General features: G+C 44.4%; 20 protein-coding genes. 13 read left to right on the top strand and 7 right to left on the bottom strand.

All coding sequences use genetic code 11. The features are described 5' to 3' along the window. Window positions 1–89 precede the first annotated feature (89 nt). From CWD77_RS13080 to CWD77_RS13100, 5 genes are all read left to right on the top strand, one after another. A complete protein-coding gene (locus CWD77_RS13080) occupies window positions 90–2,333 on the top strand; it encodes a TonB-dependent receptor (RefSeq protein WP_101074033.1) in 2,244 nt (747 codons plus the stop codon). Window positions 2,334–2,532: 199 nt separating this feature from the next. Further along, window positions 2,533–4,485, top strand: a complete 1,953-nt coding sequence (locus CWD77_RS13085) for a calcineurin-like phosphoesterase C-terminal domain-containing protein (protein WP_101074034.1) — start codon at window positions 2,533–2,535, stop codon at window positions 4,483–4,485. Then, a complete protein-coding gene (locus CWD77_RS13090) occupies window positions 4,469–4,810 on the top strand; it encodes a hypothetical protein (protein WP_101074035.1) in 342 nt (113 codons plus the stop codon). Before CWD77_RS13085 ends, CWD77_RS13090 begins: the two co-directional genes overlap by 17 nt. Before the next feature lie 82 nt (window positions 4,811–4,892). Continuing rightward, entirely contained in the window at window positions 4,893–7,076 is a 2,184-nt protein-coding gene (locus CWD77_RS13095) for a S46 family peptidase (protein ID WP_101074036.1), read from the top strand. Between the two features lie 289 nt (window positions 7,077–7,365). Continuing rightward, complete coding sequence (locus CWD77_RS13100) at window positions 7,366–7,605, top strand: hypothetical protein (RefSeq protein ID WP_101074037.1); 240 nt, start codon at window positions 7,366–7,368, stop codon at window positions 7,603–7,605. Window positions 7,606–7,667: 62 nt separating this feature from the next. On the opposite strand, the gene CWD77_RS13105 is transcribed toward CWD77_RS13100, so the two are convergent. After that, window positions 7,668–8,330 carry a porin family protein gene (locus CWD77_RS13105; protein ID WP_101074038.1) on the bottom strand — a complete coding sequence of 221 codons (663 nt, stop codon included), beginning with the start codon at window positions 8,328–8,330 and terminating at the stop codon, window positions 7,668–7,670. A gap of 325 nt (window positions 8,331–8,655) precedes the next feature. Here CWD77_RS13105 and CWD77_RS13110 point away from each other — a divergent pair, with 325 nt between their 5' ends. After that, window positions 8,656–10,422 (top strand): ABC transporter ATP-binding protein, encoded by a 1,767-nt coding sequence (locus tag CWD77_RS13110; RefSeq protein WP_240596823.1) that lies wholly within the window; start codon window positions 8,656–8,658, stop codon window positions 10,420–10,422. A gap of 11 nt (window positions 10,423–10,433) precedes the next feature. On the opposite strand, the gene CWD77_RS13115 is transcribed toward CWD77_RS13110, so the two are convergent. The 4 genes from CWD77_RS13115 to CWD77_RS13130 all read right to left on the bottom strand — a co-directional run bounded on the left by CWD77_RS13115 (window position 10,434) and on the right by CWD77_RS13130 (window position 13,227). Next, complete coding sequence (locus tag CWD77_RS13115) at window positions 10,434–11,120, bottom strand: hypothetical protein (RefSeq protein ID WP_101074040.1); 687 nt, start codon at window positions 11,118–11,120, stop codon at window positions 10,434–10,436. Between the two features lie 138 nt (window positions 11,121–11,258). Then, window positions 11,259–11,621, bottom strand: coding sequence for a GntR family transcriptional regulator (locus CWD77_RS13120; RefSeq protein ID WP_206018027.1), 363 nt, complete (start codon window positions 11,619–11,621; stop codon window positions 11,259–11,261). After that, complete coding sequence (locus CWD77_RS13125) at window positions 11,621–12,388, bottom strand: hypothetical protein (protein WP_101074042.1); 768 nt, start codon at window positions 12,386–12,388, stop codon at window positions 11,621–11,623. Before CWD77_RS13125 ends, CWD77_RS13120 begins: the two co-directional genes overlap by 1 nt. Then, window positions 12,388–13,227, bottom strand: a complete 840-nt coding sequence (locus tag CWD77_RS13130) for an ABC transporter ATP-binding protein (protein ID WP_101074043.1) — start codon at window positions 13,225–13,227, stop codon at window positions 12,388–12,390. The genes CWD77_RS13125 and CWD77_RS13130 overlap by 1 nt, the downstream gene beginning before the upstream one ends. A 142-nt stretch (window positions 13,228–13,369) precedes the next feature. On the opposite strand from CWD77_RS13130, the gene CWD77_RS13135 reads away from it, so the two are divergent. The 3 genes from CWD77_RS13135 to CWD77_RS13145 all read left to right on the top strand — a co-directional run bounded on the left by CWD77_RS13135 (window position 13,370) and on the right by CWD77_RS13145 (window position 16,166). Next, entirely contained in the window at window positions 13,370–13,840 is a 471-nt protein-coding gene (locus CWD77_RS13135; protein WP_101074044.1) for a nuclear transport factor 2 family protein, read from the top strand. Between the two features lie 145 nt (window positions 13,841–13,985). After that, window positions 13,986–15,404 (top strand): L-serine ammonia-lyase, encoded by a 1,419-nt coding sequence (locus CWD77_RS13140; RefSeq protein ID WP_101074045.1) that lies wholly within the window; start codon window positions 13,986–13,988, stop codon window positions 15,402–15,404. Between the two features lie 171 nt (window positions 15,405–15,575). Next, on the top strand, window positions 15,576–16,166 hold the full coding sequence (locus CWD77_RS13145) for an exopolysaccharide biosynthesis protein (protein WP_101074046.1): 591 nt from the start codon (window positions 15,576–15,578) through the stop codon (window positions 16,164–16,166). A 4-nt stretch (window positions 16,167–16,170) separates the two neighbouring features. On the opposite strand, the gene CWD77_RS13150 is transcribed toward CWD77_RS13145, so the two are convergent. Continuing rightward, window positions 16,171–16,422, bottom strand: coding sequence for a hypothetical protein (locus CWD77_RS13150; RefSeq protein ID WP_101074047.1), 252 nt, complete (start codon window positions 16,420–16,422; stop codon window positions 16,171–16,173). Window positions 16,423–16,505: 83 nt separating this feature from the next. Here CWD77_RS13150 and CWD77_RS13155 point away from each other — a divergent pair, with 83 nt between their 5' ends. From CWD77_RS13155 to CWD77_RS13165, 3 genes are all read left to right on the top strand, one after another. After that, window positions 16,506–17,717, top strand: coding sequence for an anhydro-N-acetylmuramic acid kinase (locus tag CWD77_RS13155; RefSeq protein ID WP_101074048.1), 1,212 nt, complete (start codon window positions 16,506–16,508; stop codon window positions 17,715–17,717). Window positions 17,718–17,943: 226 nt separating this feature from the next. Next, window positions 17,944–18,186: a hypothetical protein gene (locus CWD77_RS13160; protein WP_101074049.1), complete on the top strand. Its 243-nt coding sequence runs from the start codon at window positions 17,944–17,946 to the stop codon at window positions 18,184–18,186. Beyond that, complete coding sequence (locus CWD77_RS13165; protein WP_101074050.1) at window positions 18,168–18,482, top strand: type II toxin-antitoxin system RelE/ParE family toxin; 315 nt, start codon at window positions 18,168–18,170, stop codon at window positions 18,480–18,482. The genes CWD77_RS13160 and CWD77_RS13165 overlap by 19 nt, the downstream gene beginning before the upstream one ends. Before the next feature lie 107 nt (window positions 18,483–18,589). On the opposite strand, the gene CWD77_RS13170 is transcribed toward CWD77_RS13165, so the two are convergent. After that, on the bottom strand, window positions 18,590–19,489 hold the full coding sequence (locus CWD77_RS13170; RefSeq protein ID WP_133120237.1) for a 3-methyladenine DNA glycosylase: 900 nt from the start codon (window positions 19,487–19,489) through the stop codon (window positions 18,590–18,592). 71 nt (window positions 19,490–19,560) lie between these two features. Between CWD77_RS13170 and CWD77_RS13175 the strand changes: the two genes are divergently transcribed. Further along, a complete protein-coding gene (locus CWD77_RS13175; RefSeq protein ID WP_101074052.1) occupies window positions 19,561–20,439 on the top strand; it encodes a UbiA family prenyltransferase in 879 nt (292 codons plus the stop codon). Window positions 20,440–20,453: the final 14 nt, after the last annotated feature.

Below are 20,453 nucleotides of genomic sequence, written 5' to 3' on the forward strand. Positions count from 1 at the left end.
ATGGTTTTATTTCTATGTTGTAAATTGATTTGGATAACTATAAATTTAGTCTTGACTAAAAATTAAGTTATTCAAATAAATACATAGTTATGAGCAGCAACCATAAGATGAATTTTACTGTTTCTGTAATGATCTTTATTGTCAATATTATTCTTTTATCAGGGATAGAAATATCGGAAGCAAACCCTGTAGATTTAGATTTGTCTGGGAAAATTGTGGAAGAGTCTACTTCAGAGCCAATCCCCGGTGCCACTGTAATTTTGGCGGAGGATGATTTGGGAATTTCGGCGGATAGAAATGGAGAATTTGAATTTACGGATTTGGAGGAGGGTGTTTATACCCTAATCATATCTTCAGTTGGTTTTAAAACCGTAAACCGTAAGGTTGAATTTCCTGCGGAGAATAATCTTCTGATTGAGATGGAAATCGAGACTATACAGTCTGATGACGTAATCGTAACCAGCTCTCCAATTGGCCGAAATATTCAATATCAACCGGCACAATCGTTGAATGCGGAGATGCTTCAGCAAAAAGCTGCTCCCAGCCTCGGTGAAATTCTGGACGGAACTCCGGGAGTGACAACTCGATCATTTGGCTCTGCGCCTGCACGTCCGGTTATTCGGGGATTTGACGGTGACCGGGTGCTGGTGATGCAGAACGGAGAGAGGATGGGAGATCTTTCTGGAACGGCGGTCGATCACGCCGTGGCTCTTGATCCGCTGGCGATGGATCGGGTGGAGGTAATTCGGGGACCGGCCAGCTTGCTCTACGGTTCAAGTGCAATCGGGGGAGTGGTGAATATGTTTAGTAACGATATGCCGCGAGAATGGGAAAACGGTACATCATCTTCAATGGCCAGCCACGCTTCAACGGTGAACAAAATGGGGGCTGGTCTTCTTCGCACACAATACGGTACGGATCGTTTTGCAGTAACAGGCCGAATGATTTACCGGGATGGTGGCGACCTCAGTACACCCGATGGCAGACTTTCGGATACTGCAATACAGAATATCAGTTTTGGCGGTGGCGTCGGCTACCGAATCGGTGACTTTGAAACCGGTCTGTCCATATCGGGAATGGACTACACCTATGGCTTACCGGAATCGATTGATGACCCAAATGAATCCATTGAGATACGAATGAACCGCACAAATTTTCAAAGTATCTCTACAATGAAGTTGAGCCGGTTTATTGATCATGCCGAGCTGCGTCTTCATATCAGCGATTACAAACATGATGAATTTGAAATAGGGAGACAGGACGAGGAGATCACGGAGAATATTGGGATCTCATTTGCACAGCAATCGTTAAGCAGTTCGCTGGTGTTGAGGCACCGGCCGGTTGGAAAACTGGAGGGAGCAGTTGGCCTGAGTTTTAACTACTCAGAAATTGAAGTGGGTGGAGGGGATGCCCTTACTCCCAATGCCAACGGCTATTTTGTTGCAGGGTATCTCTATGAAGAGCTGAGTCTTACCAATTCTCTGACTTTGAAAGCCGGTACTCGTCTGGAGTTTAAAGAGACGTTTGTGACAACCAACGAACTTTTTACCAATGCAGCTGATTTTGAGAATCGAACAGATCTGATCGTATCAGGTGCAGTGGGGCTGAATTATTCTCCGTCATCCAATTGGACTGCCGGTCTGCAATTTGCAAGAGCCTACCGTACTCCAACCATTGAGGAGCTCTACTCCTTTGCACCTCATGCCGCAGCCGGTTCATTTGATATTGGGGATGCATCGCTGAAGAATGAATTCAGTTTAGGTGCGGATACTTTTGTTGAGTACAGTTCAAACCGTGTATCCGGACAGTTTTCACTCTTCGCCAACAAAATTGATCATTTTGTGGACTTTTCGCCGACAAGAGAGACGCACCAACCTTCCGGACTTCCGGTTTTTGAGTACCGGTCAAAGGATGCGTTGATGTACGGTTTTGAATTTACTACCGATATGCGTCTTTCAGATAACTGGATCGCGAGTCTGGGGTTTGATTACGTGAGAGGACGGGAGCGATCGGGAGACCGGGACAACCTCACGTTTATTCCACCGTTCAGAACAAGTATTGAGGTGAAGTACGACAATGGATCATTCTATGCAGGGCCACGTGTCAGAGTTGTGAATAAGCAGAAGAAGGTCGCTCCGAATGAAGAACCCACGGATGGATATCTTCTGATTGGGGCAGATGCCGGGTATCGCTTTGGGAAAGGCTTAACGTTTAGTTTGCGCCTCGACAATCTTTTGAATGAGCGATACCGCGATCACCTGAGCCGGGTTGAAAACCGCGACGCTCCCATGCCGGGCCGAAATCTGAATGTGATGTTACGATGGGAGTTTTGATATAGTTATTAATACCCAACCCTCCAAGGGTTTGGAACCCTTGGAGGGTTTCTAAAAGTGTTTGATATCAAAAAATTATATTGTTGATTGATTTTGAATGATAGCAGTACGATCAACATCGACTACGAAACCATAACTGTATGGTAAAATTGAGATCGTTATTTTTCATATATAACTCAAAATTCAATCCTGCTCTAATATGAAAACTGTCATCCGAGTAATCATCTCAGCTCTGTTTTTCCAGCTTTTACTATTTACGAATCCGGTCTTTTCTCAGCAGTGGACTGCCGCTCCTGAAATCATCGGAGAGGGATCGGATGATGATACAGTAATAGGTCGCGTTTTCCACGATGCCAATAAAAACGGGTTGTTGGATCAAGGTGAAAAGGGAGTTGAAGGAGTACTGGTCTCAAATGGAGTGGATTGGGTGAGTACCGACGATGAAGGTGGATATGAAATCAATGTCAAAGATGATATGAACCTGGCCATTGTACAACCTTCAGGGTGGCGGGTTCCAACCGACGAGCGGATGGTGCCCCAGTTTTTTTATATCTACAAAGAAGGAGGTACGGGTTATGATATGAGATTTGGCGGGCTGCCCGATACAGGCCCGGCCCCGGCAGAGGTTAATTTTCCGCTCACCCGTGAAAATACAGCCGACGATTCGTTTACCTGCGCTGTGTTGGGCGACTCTCAGGCCTACTCCAATGAACAGGTGAGCTGGCTTCGAGATGGTGTGATAGCGGATGTTGTAGATGCAGGACTGACGCCGGAAGATTGCATGATCTATCTCGGTGATGTTGTAGGCGACGACCTGGGACTGCTCGATCGGATCCTGAATATTTCGTCAGTAACGGGCCTGCCCCAATGGATGGTGATCGGAAATCACGATATCGACTTTGATGCGCGTACGAACGAAGATAAATCAGACAGCTGGCGTCGGATTTACGGGCCTAACTATTATGCGTTTGAAAAAGGTGAGGTTCTGTTTGTTGCACTGGATAACGTCTACTATCCATGCGGAGAAGAGTCTGTGGCGGCCGGTCGGATGAATTGTGCGGAAGATCGCGGGCCAAGCTACAACGGACGGCTAACCGAGGAGCAGTTTGCCTGGCTTGAGGGTCTGGTAGATCGCACACCGGAGGATCGTCTGATCGTATTGATGCACCACATCCCTTTTGTGTCATTTGTGGATGCGACAAGCGGACAGCACCAAACGGACGAACTTCATCGCATACATGATATTGTAGAGGGACGAAAGGCGCTCTCATTGTCAGGCCACACGCACGAACTGGAAAATTTGTCGCCCGGAGAGATCTTTGAAGGCTGGACTGAGCAGACCGGTATTGGTCCGTTGCCGTTTCGTCACATCATTGCTGGTGCAGCATCCGGTGCCTGGTACCGCGGTGATTTTAACGTGGATGGCGTACCCATGGCACTCCAGCGACTGGGCGCACCGATGGGATATCTGAACCTGGATTTTGAGGGGCCAGATTACAAAGAGACTTATATCGGTACCGGATTGAGCCGGGATCGTGGCCAGTGGATCGGCGTAAACACTCCCGGTTTTCGTCACTGGTTCAGCACTATTATGGATTGGGTTGGTCAGGACCGCAGCGAGAGGAACGAGGTGCCGCCGTACTCCATCAATGACTTGCCGGACACTAAAATCCTGACCCCGGAAGATTTTGAAGAGGGTGTATGGCTGACAGCCAACGTTTGGGCCGGTTCTGCAGAAACACGAGTGGTTGCTGAGCTTCCCGACGGCACCGAACTCGAACTTACCCGTACCCAGGAAGGGGAGGGTGAAGGCGTTCGGACCGGTGCCGAATACGCTGATCCATTTGTAGTGGCACGCCAGCTATCGGTAGCGAGATTTGCATTTGAAAGTCAGCTTGGAGAGGAGAGAGCACAGGGTTTTGAGTTATTTCAGGGTTCACGATTTGGTCCGGCGCCGCCTCAGCCACAGGGATCCATCGCCGACCGAAATATGCACCTCTGGCGGGCAGACCTTCCTGAACTTCCAAATGGCGTACATTCCATCCGCATAACCAGCACCGACCGCCATGGCAGAACCTTCACCGATACCATAACACTCGAAGTAATGGACATGCTCCCGCCAAAATACTGGCGCCATGAGCTATGGGAGTGAGGGAATTTCTACCTATGGCATGCAGGCAGATGCAGTATTGAATCAGGCTCAGCCTGAAACTTCGTTCGATAATGAGTTTGTTCACGAATTTATAGTATCATCTCAGACCGGCGAAGAATCGAAAATTGATGAAGGAAGTAATCGCTCAATGAATTCAAGTATTGATTATTCAATCGTAAGGATCCTGAATGGTGAATCGAAGGGTGAAAAGAATTCGTCCGAAAGTTTTATTTGTATGCCTAAAGCCCCCGCCCAAAATTTTGATTTCTCGACGACTCAAAAACATCAAAGATTATCTATTCCAATTTTCATATTTATCCGATAAGTTACCTACTAACACAATTTTATTTTAAGAAGCTTGCCTTACATAGTGCTGCTTCCAAATCACAACTTAAAGATTGATTTGTATGATGAAGTCATCCTCCCATCTATTCACACCCATCATAGCATTTTTGTTTCTGCTAACAGCCTGTGCAACTCCACAGCAGGCAACGGTACCGGCCCAGGAGTCATCGGTTCAGGAATCCGAGGTTCAGGATACTACTGAAACTCTTTTGCCGGAGTTTGAGCCGGTCGAGTCCTCTATCTTGGATAATGGCCGGATGTGGACCTTCGAATATGCACCTGTTGATTATTTTGCTGAAACCTATGAGTTCGATCCTGACGAAGCATGGTTTGAACACGCCCGTATGAGCGCTGTTCGTATTCCCGGTTGTTCCGGTTCGTTCGTATCAGATATGGGATTGGTCATGACCAATCACCACTGTGGTCGAAATCAAACCACTCAAATTGCACTGGAGGGTGAGAATACACTCGACAATGGTTTTTACGCACCCACGCTTTCTGATGAACGTAAAATCGAGGATTATTATGTGGATCAACTGGTAGAGATCCGTGATGTTACAGACCGAATTCTTGAAGAAGTAGATGCGGTTCCGGCAGATATGCAGGCAGCAGCACGACAGGAGGCGATCAACCGGGTGCAGGCCGAAATAAGTGAAGAGGTTTCTGATAATGGTGACCGGCAGGTACAGGTTGTTTCGCTTTTTAATGGCGGACGCTACTCCGCTTATATCTTTCGACGCTTCACCGATATCCGTATGGTGATGGCTCCGGAACTACAAATCGGTTATTTCGGGGGTGATTCAGACAATTTTACCTACCCTCGCTATAACCTGGATATGACATTTTTCCGTGTTTATGTGGATGACGAGCCCTATGAACCTGAATTCTACTTTCCGTTCGCCGAAGACGGTGTTGAAGAAGGAGATGGCGTATTTATGATTGGTAATCCCGGAAGGACGACCCGTCTTAATACTGTAGCTCAGCTTGCTTACACCGGCACGTACGACCTTCCGTTTCGTACAAGCCTGTTCACACGAATTATAGAAGGTCTGGAGGCATATTTTGAATACGATTCGTCCACTCCGGAGGCACAGCAGCTAAGAAATACCATTTTCGGCCTAAAGAACTCCCAAAAACTTATGGGAGGGCAAATTATGGCTCATAATGATGAGTACCTGATGGGCCGGCGGGTTGATAACGAACAGAATTTTATTGAGGCTTTGAATGATTCATCCGAGTTGCGGGATACCTACATTCCAATTATTGAACGGATTGCTGAGATACAAGAGGAAAAAGCTGCCCTTGCCCCGTATTCTCAGTTATCACTGGGTCTCTCACCGAACTCTTTTGCTTCTGCTGCATTGCTGCAACGAGCCTATTTGTACGCTATGATGGATCGCATAGAGGATGATGAAGAAAGAAAATCAGCCTTAATGAACCAGATTCAAAGCATTGGCGACAAACCTCCGTATCTTGAAAAACAGTTAATTATTTCCCATTTGAACTTTCTTGCTGACGGACTTGGTGCTGATCATCCATACTTAATGGAGATCACAAATGGACAGGATTATGAAACCGTTGCCGACCGGTTGATTGAAAATTCCGGGTTTGCCTCATCCGAACAAACAGCGGTACTACTTGATAATCCCGAGACCGCAGCATCAGATCCGGCTGTATCTTATTTCAGAACATTTGGCGATCCTCTGTTTGAGAATTCCGAGCGCATGCGGGAACTATCACAGGAAGAAGATGAGCTTCAGACACGGCTTGGCCGGGGGTGGTTTGCTGTTTACGGAACTAGCATCCCGCCAGATGCAACATTCTCTCCCAGAATTCAGGATGGTGTTGTAGCCGGTTATGAGTATAACGGAACTGTAGCTCCAGCCTACACAACGTTTTATGGTATGTACGATCGCTATCATTCACATACAGATGAATCTGAATGGGACTTGCCAGAACGCTGGGCCACCCCTACTTCCACAATGGATCTTTCCACACCTGTTAATTTTGTATCCACGAATGATATCATTGGCGGGAATTCGGGTTCACCTGTTGTGAATATCAATCTGGAGGTTGTTGGACTGGCTTTCGATGGTAACGTGGAGAGTATGGGGTCAAGCACATTTATTCTTGATGATCGCAGTGCACGTGCCGTATCTGTTGATGTGCGAGGAATGCTTGAGGCACTCCGGCATGTCTATGATGCATCACGAATTGTGGAAGAGTTGGAAAGCTCCAGAGATTGATAATCAATCAACGGTTCTTAAGATGTTATTAAATTAGCTTTCAATAAGGCCTGGGGGATCTTCTCCCCGGGCTTTTTTATTATGCAGGCCACTTTCCATCAAGGTATTTGTATACTGAGTGTAGTAGATTGTAAAGAACTATTCGGATTGAGAAATTCTTTAACATTCACTCTAAGTATTTTCTGCGAAACCAACAGCGACATCAAAGTATATTTTTGGTAGTTACTTACAGATAGAACAAGGGTGTATGAATATTTTGTCTCCTTTTATAGGTTAATAATTTTCAAGCATGAAATGTCCCACCGGAAAAAATCAATACTCCACACAGTTCCTGGCAGAAACTTCCCTGATTGATATTCATATCCATCGCAATTTCAAACCGGATCAGGGGCCGCAAAACGTGTACCAGTGTGAATTTTGCGGAGAGTGGCATCTGACCAGCAAATCTCCAAAACGTAATGAGCGTTTGCAGGAGATGATCGACTCCGGTGAACTGCTTCGGTTACAGCAGGCAAGGCAATGGGAGTAAGTCTGTCTGGAAATAAGTGATGATTTTAACCTAAGATTCGACAGTTCAATCTTTCCGTGTCATCAGAACGTAAATCCCAACAGGATTGAAATTGCAGTGTTTCGATTGGGCCTTGAAAATTCACTGTTACTTAAGAAATTGAAACCTGAATCATAAATTTCTGATAAACCCCGACTGAACCGAAGTTCGAGGCTTATTCTTTCAGATAGAGAGGGAGCCTTCAATTCCAACCCACCAAGGAGGCCGATTTCTACATTGTCCGTCATGTCTGCCAAGTCTATATCACGGGAAGACTCTGAAAACTTTGAGCGGATCAAAAATGAAACAGAGGGTCCGGTAAAGAATTTTGTCTGAAGTTGCTTGAATACGTCCGGCGAATATGCAAGTAGCAGCGGTACTTTGATATAATCTGTACGATATGTTCCTGTATATACAATGTCATCGGATTGAAAGCTTGATTTTGAACCGTTCTGGTAATAGAAAACTTCAGGCTGAAAGCTGAAAGGTGTGTTTCCCAAAGGTACATTGGTAAAAGCTCCAATTCGAAAAGTGGCAATGGCATCAGTTTCAAAATCGGAATCGTAATGAGTTGTGAAATTCATTCCTCCCTTCAGGCCGTAAGAAACATCTTGTGCCTGAACGTCTATGGATGTGAACCCAATAATTAGCAGCAGAGTTATGAAGGAGAGAGTCAGTTGAGTAATTTCGTAGACAGTTTTGACCATGATGATAAATTGGGTTTCTGATGAATGATAATGTTGTTATTCAAAAATTTTCACACACTATCCTGTTAATAAAGAGTATATGAAAAAAAAAAAAAATAAATAGAAACGGCTGATTGAGAGGGTCGATTCAGGAGAAATGAGGCGTGAACAACGAGCCGGGCGGTGGGAGTGAGTCTTTTTGGTTGACAGAAAATTTGACTGATAGGTTGGAATTTATCGTAGGGGATAACTTGTAGTTTTTAAATATAGTTGATAATAGTGCGTTATAGAACGCTCTTACCGATCAGAAGGTTACATCAACTAAGAATAACTCATCAATAAACCATTGAAAATCGACCGATCCTCTTTCCGTCAGTACATGAAAATCCTGGCGTATGTTAAGCCTTATAAAAAGAAGCTGATCGTTGCTTTAATAGCATCTGTCTTGGCAACGCTTGTCTGGCTGGCAGTGCCCCTGGGTTTACGTGAGCTGCTGGATGCCGTGTTTGATGATGGTGATATGGCACTTCTTAACCGGGTTACAGGTGTACTCATCGGACTCTTCATTTCGCAAGCACTGCTTGGTTTCTGGGGAAGCTATTCGCTGGATTGGATCGGCGAAAAAATTGTCGCAGACCTGAGGAAAAACCTTTATGAACATCTTAATCGGCTGAGTCTCAAATTTTACTCCAATCAGCGTCTGGGAGAAATCACATCCCGTCTCACAAATGATGTGGCCGCCATCCGGGATGCCGTTACCGGTACACTGTCTGAAGGGCTTACACAAAGTATCAACCTGGTGGGTTCCGTTGTTTTAATGGTTTATCTAAACTGGAGGTTAAGCCTGATAATCTTTGTTACAGTACCCGTTATTACGCTGGCTGTTCGGTATTTTGGTCAGCTGATTAGAAAGCTATCCCGCGATGTTCAGGATCGGTTGGCAGATACTACAGCAATTGCAGAAGAGGCACTTGGGGCAATCGAATCCGTTAAGTCTTTTGCACGTGAACCATACGAAGTTGGCCGATATAACACCGGAGTGGATACCCTATTTGATACGGCCCGGAAAAAAGTGCTGTTCAGCAATCTGTTTTGGTCATCGGTAGGCGTTGTTTTTATGAGCACAATGATTGTCATTTTTTGGTATGGTGGAACCGAGGTGCTGGCCGGCCGACTCTCTGCCGGTGATCTGGTTGCGTTCATCTTTTTTGCTTTCAACATTGGGCGGTCGATGGGGGGAATGTCGAGGGTTTATACCGTTTTTAGTAGTGCTGTAGGTGCGTCGGAGCGTATCTTTGGCTTGATGGAAGAGCAACCGGATGTTGAGGACCATCCCGACGCAGTGGAGTTGAGGGATGTAAAAGGAGCCGTTTCATTTGAAGATGTTTCCTTTCACTACGAGGAGAATCAACCCGTACTTCGCGATATAAACTTTTCATGCAAACCGGGCGATATTGTTGCATTGGTGGGCCCAAGCGGGGCAGGAAAAACCACACTGCTCAAACTCATTCCACGATTTTATGACGTGCAGAAAGGAACAATACGATTTGATGGTACGGATATCTCAACAGTAACGCAGCAGTCACTTAGAAATCAGATAGCGATTGTTCCACAGGATATCCAGCTATTTGGCAGCACCATTCGGGAAAACATCAGATACGGCAGACTGGATGCAACAGATCGGGAAGTGGAAGATGCAGCGAAATTTGCGCAGGCACACGATTTCATCATGGAGCATCCGGATGGATACGAAGCTATGGTAGGAGAGCGCGGTATTAAGCTCAGTGGGGGACAACGCCAGCGTGTGGCCATCGCGAGAGCCATTTTAAAAAACCCCAACATTTTACTGCTTGATGAAGCGACATCATCTCTCGATTCTGAATCTGAAGCGGCAGTTCAGTTGGCGTTAAATCACTTGATGAAAAGCTGTACCACATTTGTGATCGCACATCGGCTTTCAACCATACAAAACGCGACAACCATTCTGGTAATGGATAATGGCCGGATTTTAGAGAAGGGAACCCATCAGCAGTTGCTGGAACAAAACGGTCTATACAGGCGACTATATGATATTCAGTTTCACAAAGAGACGGTTACCGATAATGAAATCTGAATACGATAGATTTAAGAAATCCCGCGCCGAAATCGCTCTCGCAGTTCTACAATATAGATAGCTAACTCATCACGTACTTCTTTGGCTCGGCTGTAGTAATCGAGATAGAGTTCACGATCAAGCAGCTCCTTTTCACCGATCTCATAAAGGGCGTCCAGCACTTTGTTTGCAGCGTTCAGGCCACGTTTACAGTTGGCGATGTTTCCGCCGATGCTGTCCCTATCAAATCCAAAGCTGAATCCGCCGGCAATTTTAGCCGGAGGAATCGTAACGAAGCGAGAGAACGTTTGAATGGATTCGTCGTTTCGATCTGCAAAATCTTTGTTAAGCATCTTTTTGGCATCAACAGCAAAATCATGTGCTTTTTGATAAAGCGGTAGATCTTCAAACTGATCAAAATCGGTAGGCTCATAGCCGGTCAGGCGTTTCCAAGCTTCCCCCTCTTCATACTCTTCGATGATAAATTCATCCGCCCAATCTTCAATTTCATCTTCGTCATCATCCGGCAGATGAGTCCACCCCATCTGCTCGGCTATAATCCTGTCGCGATCGGGATGATCCATGTACTGTTCAAGTAGCAGAATATATTTATCTGTTCGTTTATCCGACTCCCTGAAAAATTCCTCCCAGCAGTGTTCATCCCAGATATCGGGTTCATTTTCCTCCTCATTTCCAAAATCCCTGCCTTCCTCACTCATGATTTTTTCTTTATATGGTTGAATAGATATGACTTAGCTACCTATTCATTATGTGGTTTTTAGAGAAATAAGTCAACGGTGGAACAGGACTTAAACCCTCCAAGGGTTCCGAACTCTTGGAGGGTTGGATCAGGCCGGCTACTCCCCATGATGTTTTTGATAAAGCTTTTCCAGATCTGAACAGCTGAATCCAAGTACTTTCATATCCCGGTAGAAGTGAGGCAGTTTGTCGCGGATAAACTCTTCTCGTTTTAGTTCTACAACTTGATCGTACGCATTGTCAGATACAAAATATCCAACGCCACGCTCATTGTAGAGCACATCCTCATCTTGCAAGTAGTGGAAGGCGCGAATGGCTGTATTGGGGTTGACCTCCATCTTAACCGCGATCTCCCTCACCGATGGAATTCGATCACCGGACTCCCATTTTTTGTTGAGGATTTGATCGCAGAAGTAATCGGCGATCTGCATGTAAATCGGCTTATTTTCAGAGTAGTCCATCACGCAATTTGCCGGTTTTGAAGTTGACGGTAGGAGAGGAATAGGAAGAGAGCAGCGGTACCTATTTTAAACAATGTTCCAATCCATAACACCATTGTTTTACTGATTCCCATAAGAGTTGGGAAAAAGACTGTTTCAGTAACTTCTCCCGGGAAAATTATTTGAATTACGAGTGCAATCAATCCAATTGCAATGAAAAAGAGAACAATCGATAGAAGCGTTTTAAGGAAGTTGTTGCCTTTGAAGAAAGTGGAGCCGAGAAAAAATACGCTATGCAGAGCAGTATAGCTAAGTAGTGCATCCAGGAAATAAGCTTTGGATGCATCGACATTCGGATCAGAAAGTTGCAGTGATGTCAGAACAGGATTAACTCCAAGAATTATTCCGATCAAATACAACAAGCCAACCACTACAAAAGTGTAGAGAAAGTAGGTGAGAAACCAACCGGCGAGGAATTTCTCAAATGTACTGGCCGGAAGTGTAAGCATCTGAGAGGCGGAACTTTTTTTGCCCAACTCATCAAAAATTCCGGAAGTGAGAAAATACCCTCCGAATTTGTAGAGTGTAAGACCTACTCCAACGACTGCAATTCCCGAATTAACATTTGCAGTTGGACCTGTAGAATTGAGCAGGTAGATTAGAACCAGAATCCCGATACCACCGGCAAACCCGATCAGCCACTTTTTCTGATTCAGAACCCAGAATCGTTTCACAACTTGCAAAAACCGCTCTTTTGAAAATCCATTTACTTGATTGATGGTCTTCATTATTCCCCTCCGTTAAACTGTTTGTTGATCTGTTCCGGTTGCTGAATCACACCATTAAACAGCAGCTCCAGGTCAAACTCATTTCCGGCGCCATCTTTGAACGGCTGAATCGTGTGCAGTCCTCCAAGAACTTCCTCTGAGTAGATAAATTTATCGGGTTGATCCGATTCCGTTTTGATGAATGAGAGATGTTCAAAAATCTCGTCAAGTGAGTGATTGAATATAATTTTACCATCCTTCAGGATTGTCACATGATCAATCATCGAACCGAGATCCCGAACCTGATGTGTGGAGATCACCGTACAGCGATCGGGCTGATTCAGCGAGGCCTGAAGCTTCCGGAACTGACTTTTGGATGGGATATCCATTCCGTTGGTTGGTTCATCCAGCAGAAGCAGTTTGGTGCGTGTTGCCAGGGCAAACGAGAGCAGAAACTTCTTCTGCTGACCAAATGAGAGCTCTGAGATCTTCTTTTTAGAATTGACCTGTAGCTCCGAAAGTGACCTTTCCATCAGCTGTTCATCAAACCTTGGATAGAACGGAGCATGAAGCTGAGTATATTGGTCGCCACTCATCGCAGGAAGTTCAAACTGTTCCGGTACGATGAAAAGCTCGCTTAAAAACTGTGGATTTCGATTTCTGACGACGTTTCCATCAAACGTACACGCTCCATCACTTGGGAAGAGCATTCCGGAGATGATGTTGAAAAGAGACGTTTTTCCGGCGCCGTTCAGTCCAAGAAGGCCGTACGTTTTTCCGGGCTGAAGTGACCAGTTCAAATCGTTAAAAAGTGGTTCTCCTTTTTTGAAGGAGAATGAAATGTTATTGAGTTGAATCATAGGAGTTAGGTTGTTTATTACTGTATGAGTATACTAATACAGTAGATTCAATCCAAATGTTTTCACGAATTAAGAAATAACATTCCCGATTTGTAACTTGTGATGAATAAAATCCTTTGACCAATAAATCAATCTCTACATAATGAAAAAGCTCACTTGGTTCCTGCTGATACTTTTATCCACTTCTCCAATAATGGCTCAATCATTTGAAGAATCGATGGATGAATCAGATGACGTTCGTGAAACGATCATGACGTTATTTGAAGGAATGGAGTCGGCAGACGGCGATGTACTGCGATCCGTACTGGATGAGAATGCGACACTGCATACCGTTAAATCCACCGAAACCGGAACTGAACTGGATGAAACCGATATCAGCAGTTTTATTGAATCAGTTGAGGGATCTGAACCGGGAACCCTGATTGAGGAGATTCTCTATATTTCCGTAAATGTGGATGGAGATTTAGCCACTGCCTGGATGGATTACCATTTTTATCGCGGAGTGGAGTTCAGTCACTGCGGAGTAAACAGTATGAACCTGATCCGTAAGGCCGGTGAATGGAAGATTTTTTCCATCGTTGATACTCGCCGAACAGAAGATTGTATGGAGTAAAATTTAATACTGCCTTAACTCGTAATCAGAATTTCCAGACTCTGAAATCGTTAACTTCATGCATAGAAATAGAGTATGGAGAAAGTCTGAAAAGAGCTTATTTTCTGCCCGAAAGTCATTTTTTAAGAATTAAACGTCTACCATTATGGAGTCCATTTCAGTACTGGACATGTTTAAAATTGGGATCGGCCCGAGCAGTTCTCACACGCTGGGTCCCTGGAAAGCTGCATCACGTTTTATTGATGTGATTGGGGATCGGGTGGATGAGATCGATCATCTGGAGGTTCAGCTCTTCGGGTCACTGGCTAAAACCGGTCAGGGACACGGAACAGACATTGCCTTGATGTTGGGTTTGAGCGGGAAAGATCCGGTAGATTTTGAGATTGATCAAATTGATCCTACTGTCGACAAAATCAGACAGGAGAAGAGACTTAACTTTGGTGGAAAAGACTGGATCGACTTTAATCCGGAGAACCACATTCACTTTTTGAAAGACGAGATCAAACCCTTTCATCCCAATGCATTAACATTTCTCTGTCGATTTAAGGATACTACGCTTGAGAAAGAGACCTATTACTCGGTGGGTGGCGGTTTTGTGGTTCAGGAAGGCGAGGAGGATCGCTCTGAGACCGATGACATTCCGTTGCCCTATCCGATTAATTCGGCAGCCGATTTAAAAGCCGCCTGCAAAGAGACCGGTCTGCCCATTTCGGGTGTTGTTGCTCTGAACGAGAAGGAGTGGCGATCAGAAGAGGAGACCCGACAAGCTGTTTTGAAAATCTGGGAGGTCATGTGTACCTGCATTTACCGTGGCTGCCATACTGAAGGTTATCTGCCGGGCGGACTCCAGGTGATGCGCCGAGCTTCCATTTTAAATAATCGATTACTCAATCATCAAGAGTACAGTGACTACCACGAATGGCGTGAGGCGATTCGGAATGGCGGTGATGATTTTGCGTACATCCTCGATTGGGTAAGCTGCTTTGCCCTTGCCGTGAATGAAGAGAATGCGTCGTTTAGTCGTGTGGTAACGGCACCGACCAACGGCGCTGCCGGCGTGATTCCTGCAGTACTGCAGTATTTGGTGACCTTCAAGAAAGATTTATGCAAGGATATGGTGAGCAATTTCCTGATGACGGCCTCTGAAATTGGAAGCATTTTTAAAAAACGTGCGACTATTTCCGCTGCGATGGGTGGGTGTCAGGCAGAGATCGGAGTTTCATCCGCGATGGCAGCTGCCGGTTTAACGGAGTCACTTGGCGGTAGCGTGGATCAATGCCTGATGGCGGCAGAAATTGCGATGGAGCACCATCTGGGAATGACCTGCGACCCGATTGGCGGATTGGTTCAGGTTCCGTGTATTGAGCGAAATACGATGGGAGCGATCAAAGCGATTACGGCTTCTCAGCTTGCCCTGCACAGTGATCCCGATAAAGCAAAAGTTCCGCTCGACGCTGTTGTAAAAACGATGTGGGAGACCGCCCAGGATATGAACACCAAGTACAAAGAGACCTCCGATGGCGGTCTGGCGGTGAATATTCCTATCAGCCTCAGTGAATGCTGATTCAGTGCAACTGGAAACAGCTGAAGAGTGGTTCAAAATAATGTGTAAGCCTTTCTTTATTTGATGTGATTTTATCTCCTGAAGCACTTTCTTAAACACCTCATAGGAAATCCATTTAAAGTATCATTTGGGTTTTTCAATAGTGTGGAGATTCTCATAGATTTGACGACTATGAATGAGCAAAAAGAATTTCAATCACTTCAGGAGCTTTTAAAAAGGATTCAAAAGCTTTCTCAAGAAGAAGAAAATATTTCAGTTGGAGAGATCATTGAGATGGTGGGGGACCGTTCTTATGGGCCACTGTTACTAATTGCCGGATTGGCTACACTTGCTCCGATTATTGGAGATATCCCCGGCATGCCAACTGTACTGGGAGCTATTGTATTTCTTTTCTCTGTACAGTTACTGTTTGGAAAGGAGCATTTCTGGCTGCCAAAGGTTTTATTAAACAGATCAATATCCGGCAAGAAATTGGATAAAGGGATTCAGTGGCTGGAATCACCGGCAAGATGGATCGATAAGCTGCTGAAACCCAGATTGAGGATGCTGGTCAAAGATACGGCTGTTTACGTGATCGCCTTTGTTTGTTTAATGATCGCTTCTGTGATGCCGATCATGGAGTTTGTGCCCTTTAGCGCGAATGCTGCCGGCGCTGCCCTGACGGTATTTGGTTTGGCACTGATTGCCAGAGACGGTTTGTTATTGGTTCTTGCACTGATTTTAACGGTTGCTATAGCAGTCATCATTATCAGTGTAATATAGTAACCTATGATAGTGGCAGCAGGATGATGTCTTCAAAATCGAGATCGGCCGTTTCAAAAATGGGTTCTGCAATCTCAACAATTTCATCATCTGGGTAGTCTTGCAAACCCTCCAGTTCCACGTAGAGAATGTTGTTATGCTCATCAACGGAATATTTCACCTCGGTCGACTCGAAACTCTCCTTCAGGATGTTAACTAAAAAGTCCACATCTTTTTCCCAAGCCGATAGAGCCTCTTCTTCATTTTGTTCTGACATCTGTTCCTTTCGATCTATATTTTAGAGATTGATTGCGATATTGTTTGGGCATCGCACGATTAATTTCTCAATGAGGTCAAAATATGAATCCATCCATTAAAAAATTAGTACGAATTGCAGAGAAGGAGTCCCGCCTGGTAATCGGGTTAATGTCGGGTACCTCGCTCGATGGATTAGACATTGCACTTTGTGAGATTGAGGGGAGTGGACCTGAGACCGAAGTGAGTTTGTTGAAATTTGTTACCAAACCCTACCACAAAAACGACAGGGATAAGCTCAGGAAAGTTACATCTGTTGATCAGGTTTCTCTGAAAGATCTGTGCTATGTGCATACTTGGCTGGGGCAGCTTCATGCGGATATGATTATTGAATCACTTTTTGAGTGGGACATCAAACCGGAGAAAGTGGACTGTATCGGGAGTCACGGTCAGACAATTTATCACCTGCCAAACCGTGATCTGAATGGTGAAGAGACTCCAATGAACTCAACGCTTCAAATCGGGGATGGAGACCATATAGCAGTAAATACCGGAATTATTACCATTAGCGATTTTCGGCAGAAGCATACAGCATTTGGTGGAGAAGGTGCACCCATGGCTCCTCTTGTGGATGACTGGTTGTTCGGTGATAAAAAAGAGCACCGGATTTTGTTGAACATTGGTGGAATTGCAAACTACACGTTCATGCCGGCAGCGGAAGTGAAGGATTTAAAAAAGTTTTCAACAGATACCGGGCCGGGAAATACGTTGATTGATGCTGTCGTAAAATCGAGGTTTGACAAACCGTTTGATAAAGGCGGGAAGATTGCAGCGTCCGGGAATGTGATAAAACCATTGTTAAACAAAATGCTTGAGGACGAGTGGTTCCGAAGTTCAGAAGAGAAATCAACCGGGCCGGAGTATTTCAACCTGAAATGGATTAAAAGGAAAGAAGAACTGGCTGGATTTTCAGGATCCGATATTTCTGAAAGGGATATGGTGGCTACGGTTACAGAACTGACGGCCAAAACGATCGCTCAGAATATTCAACATCATTTACCGGAAAAATTGCCGGTCACGGTCTATCCCAGTGGGGGAGGTGCGCATAATCGTTTTTTGATGGAAAGAATTTCAAACTATCTGGATCAGGTGGAAGTTCGTTCCTTCGCCGAACTTGGTTTTTCACCGGATGCAAAGGAAGCCGTGATTTTTGCAGTATTGGCAAATGAAACCGTAGCTGGTTATGGGTTCAATATCCAAACGAAATACGGGTCAGATCAAAATATCCACTTTGGAAAGGTTTCGTTTCCGGCTTAAAAGAAGCCGTTAAACCTCCAAAGAAACCCACCAAGGGTTTCGAAACCTTGGAGGGTTTTGAGTAAAATTTTTAGTTCTTTAAAAAATAATAAGACCTAATTGTCGATACGAGAGTTGAATTAAGTAATATCGAGATTTTTCGATTGCATTCTGTAAACATTATAATTCAATGTTGGATTAATCGTTTACTTTTATAGATTATTGGTCTAACAATACAAATCAGTTTATGAGTTCTGAAAAAGAGATCAAGCACCGACTTATCGATAAGATCTTATCAAGCAAAAATGAAACACTTCTTGCCCGGATTGATCAGTTAATGGAATCATCGATTTCTGAGGAAGATGTGGTGTCTCTTACTGAAGAGCAGAATCGTATGTTGAAGATGAGTGATCAGGATATTGAAGAAGGGGAGTTGATATCACAAAGAGAGTTAAATAGAGATGATATTGAATGGCTTCGAGAGAAGTAATATGGACTAAAACTGCAGCAAAACAACGTCGATTTATCTTAAAGTACTGGGTTGAAAAAACCGGGTCTTCTGATTTTTCATTATCTCTACTTTATGAATCCGAAGAACGTATAGATCAATTATTATCTCATCCGTATTCAGGTCAAAAAGCTGATTATCCAGACACAAGAGTTCTATCACTTGGGCATTTCAGCATTTTTTATAAAATAATCAAAAATAATATTGTCATCACCGCCTTTTGGGATAACAGGCAAGATCCCAAAAAACTAATCAAAGAGCTGAGAAAAGAAGAATAATTTTTTAATGCCTTGAGTTAAAGAAGCAGACACAAAACAATCCATCGAAAACATCGACCCATTTTAGCATCTAGTATAACCCTCCAAGGGTTTGTTGTTCAATTAAATTATTCCACCCGCACCAACAAATCTTCCATCGCCTCGATCAGATCTTGTCTTATCGGCATCGATCGTTCAAAAATTTTGGTCTGTTTGTCTAGATAATCCTTTCTTCCCTCTTCGGTCTCTATTTTTATCGGTTGCAAACCAAATTCGAGGGCATCATACGGACTCGCCTGCATGTCTATTTTTCGGGTTTCAACCGCATTGAAGAATGTTTTTCGAAGGATTTCACTCGAAATCCAGGGGTAAAATTTATAGGCCCATTTATATAGATCCATATTGGTGTGCAGACAACCCGGCTGTTCCATGTCTTCAAAATTATCCCGGTTCAGCTCATTCCGGTTCATCGGCTTCGCTTTTTCGGTAAAGAATCGAAAGGCATCAAAGTGGGTGCAGAGTAATGGTCGGGATTCCACAAACTCCGCGATTTCATCATCAGAAAGCCGAAGCGGAATCTGTTCGTGCCTAACTTCTCCGGCGCGATAGACCATTGCCCATTCATGCATGCCAAAACATCCGAAGAGAGGTTTTTTGTTGGAACTGTTTTTCAACAGCTGAAGGGTCCAACGAAGTGATTTGAGTCTTTTGGTAGGGAAAAGATTCGGATCAAGAAAAGCTGTTTGATCTGATACACTGAGCTCCGATACTTCCGGAAGGTCTGAATGTTCACTTAACCCGAGAGAAACTCCAATTCCGGGCGACCACCGTTTCAGGTGTGAAGGGCGAAACGCATAGTATTCAAAGAGGAAATCGAGAACGGGATCCTTCTGCTGCATGGATCTTTTTTTGAGATAGGGATCAAGTATTCCGGCAAGTTTGTGCTCATGAGAGCGCATGAGGACTTTCCATTCGCTTTCAGCTATAAATTTATCATCAGCTGTTATGTTGTCTGTCGTAATTTCCATGGGACAAAAATATCACTCTTTAGCTTGCGATGCGAAATTGATTCCTGTAAACTGTTTCAAATTACTCTGTCATGATTAAAGAAATCGGTCATTTTCTGCTTCATCTCCGGCTCCACTACCAGTTATTTATACTGTCGGGTGGATTTTTGTTGGGAGGTCTGATGGCAGATCAGATGAATGCGGGCCAATTTTGGATGCAGTTTTTGAATGTACATCTCCTTCTTTTTGGCGGGGCTACCGCATTTAACTCCTTTTGGGATAAAGATGAAGGACCAATTGGCGGACTGAAGAATCCTCCTAAAATGACAGATTGGATGAGAACTGCATCACTCACTATGATGGGTTTAGGCTGGTTCTGGTCAGCACTCTTTGGAGTCTTCTATTTTATAATCTATGGTGTGAGCCTGCTTCTTTTCTGGCTCTATTCATCACCGCTGGCACGATGGAAAAGTCACCCTCAACTCAGTTTACTGGCCATTGCAGTGAGCACCGGACTCAATTCTGTTTTCCTTGGAGCAATTGCCGCAGGAGGAAATATTACCGGGCCCGTAATTATTTCGGCGGTTGGAGCATCTTTAATACTGTTGAGTCTCTATCCGGTATCACAAATCTATCAGATTGAGCAGGATAAAAAGCGTGGCGACCGAACATTTGCAGTAGAATATGGTATTGATGGAGTAAAATTCTTTTTTATTAATTCGTATCTCTTTGGTCTGATTTTATTGAGTGCCGGATTACTTCGTATTCAACCCTATGCAGCTGTGTTTTTCTTCATCTTGGGTTCAATATCAGGAGTTATTTTACTCCGTTTACTGCTCAGGCTGAAAGGAATGGAAAGTGAGTACAGCCGTGTTATGAAGATGAAGTTCCTGGCGTCACTCTCATTTGTAATTTTTTTAATCATACTAAACGCCATTCGGTATGAATGGATTAGCGTATCAGTTTTATAAACCCCTATCAACAG

Source organism: Rhodohalobacter barkolensis (assembly GCF_002834295.1).
Lineage (GTDB): Bacteria > Bacteroidota > Rhodothermia > Balneolales > Balneolaceae > Rhodohalobacter > Rhodohalobacter barkolensis.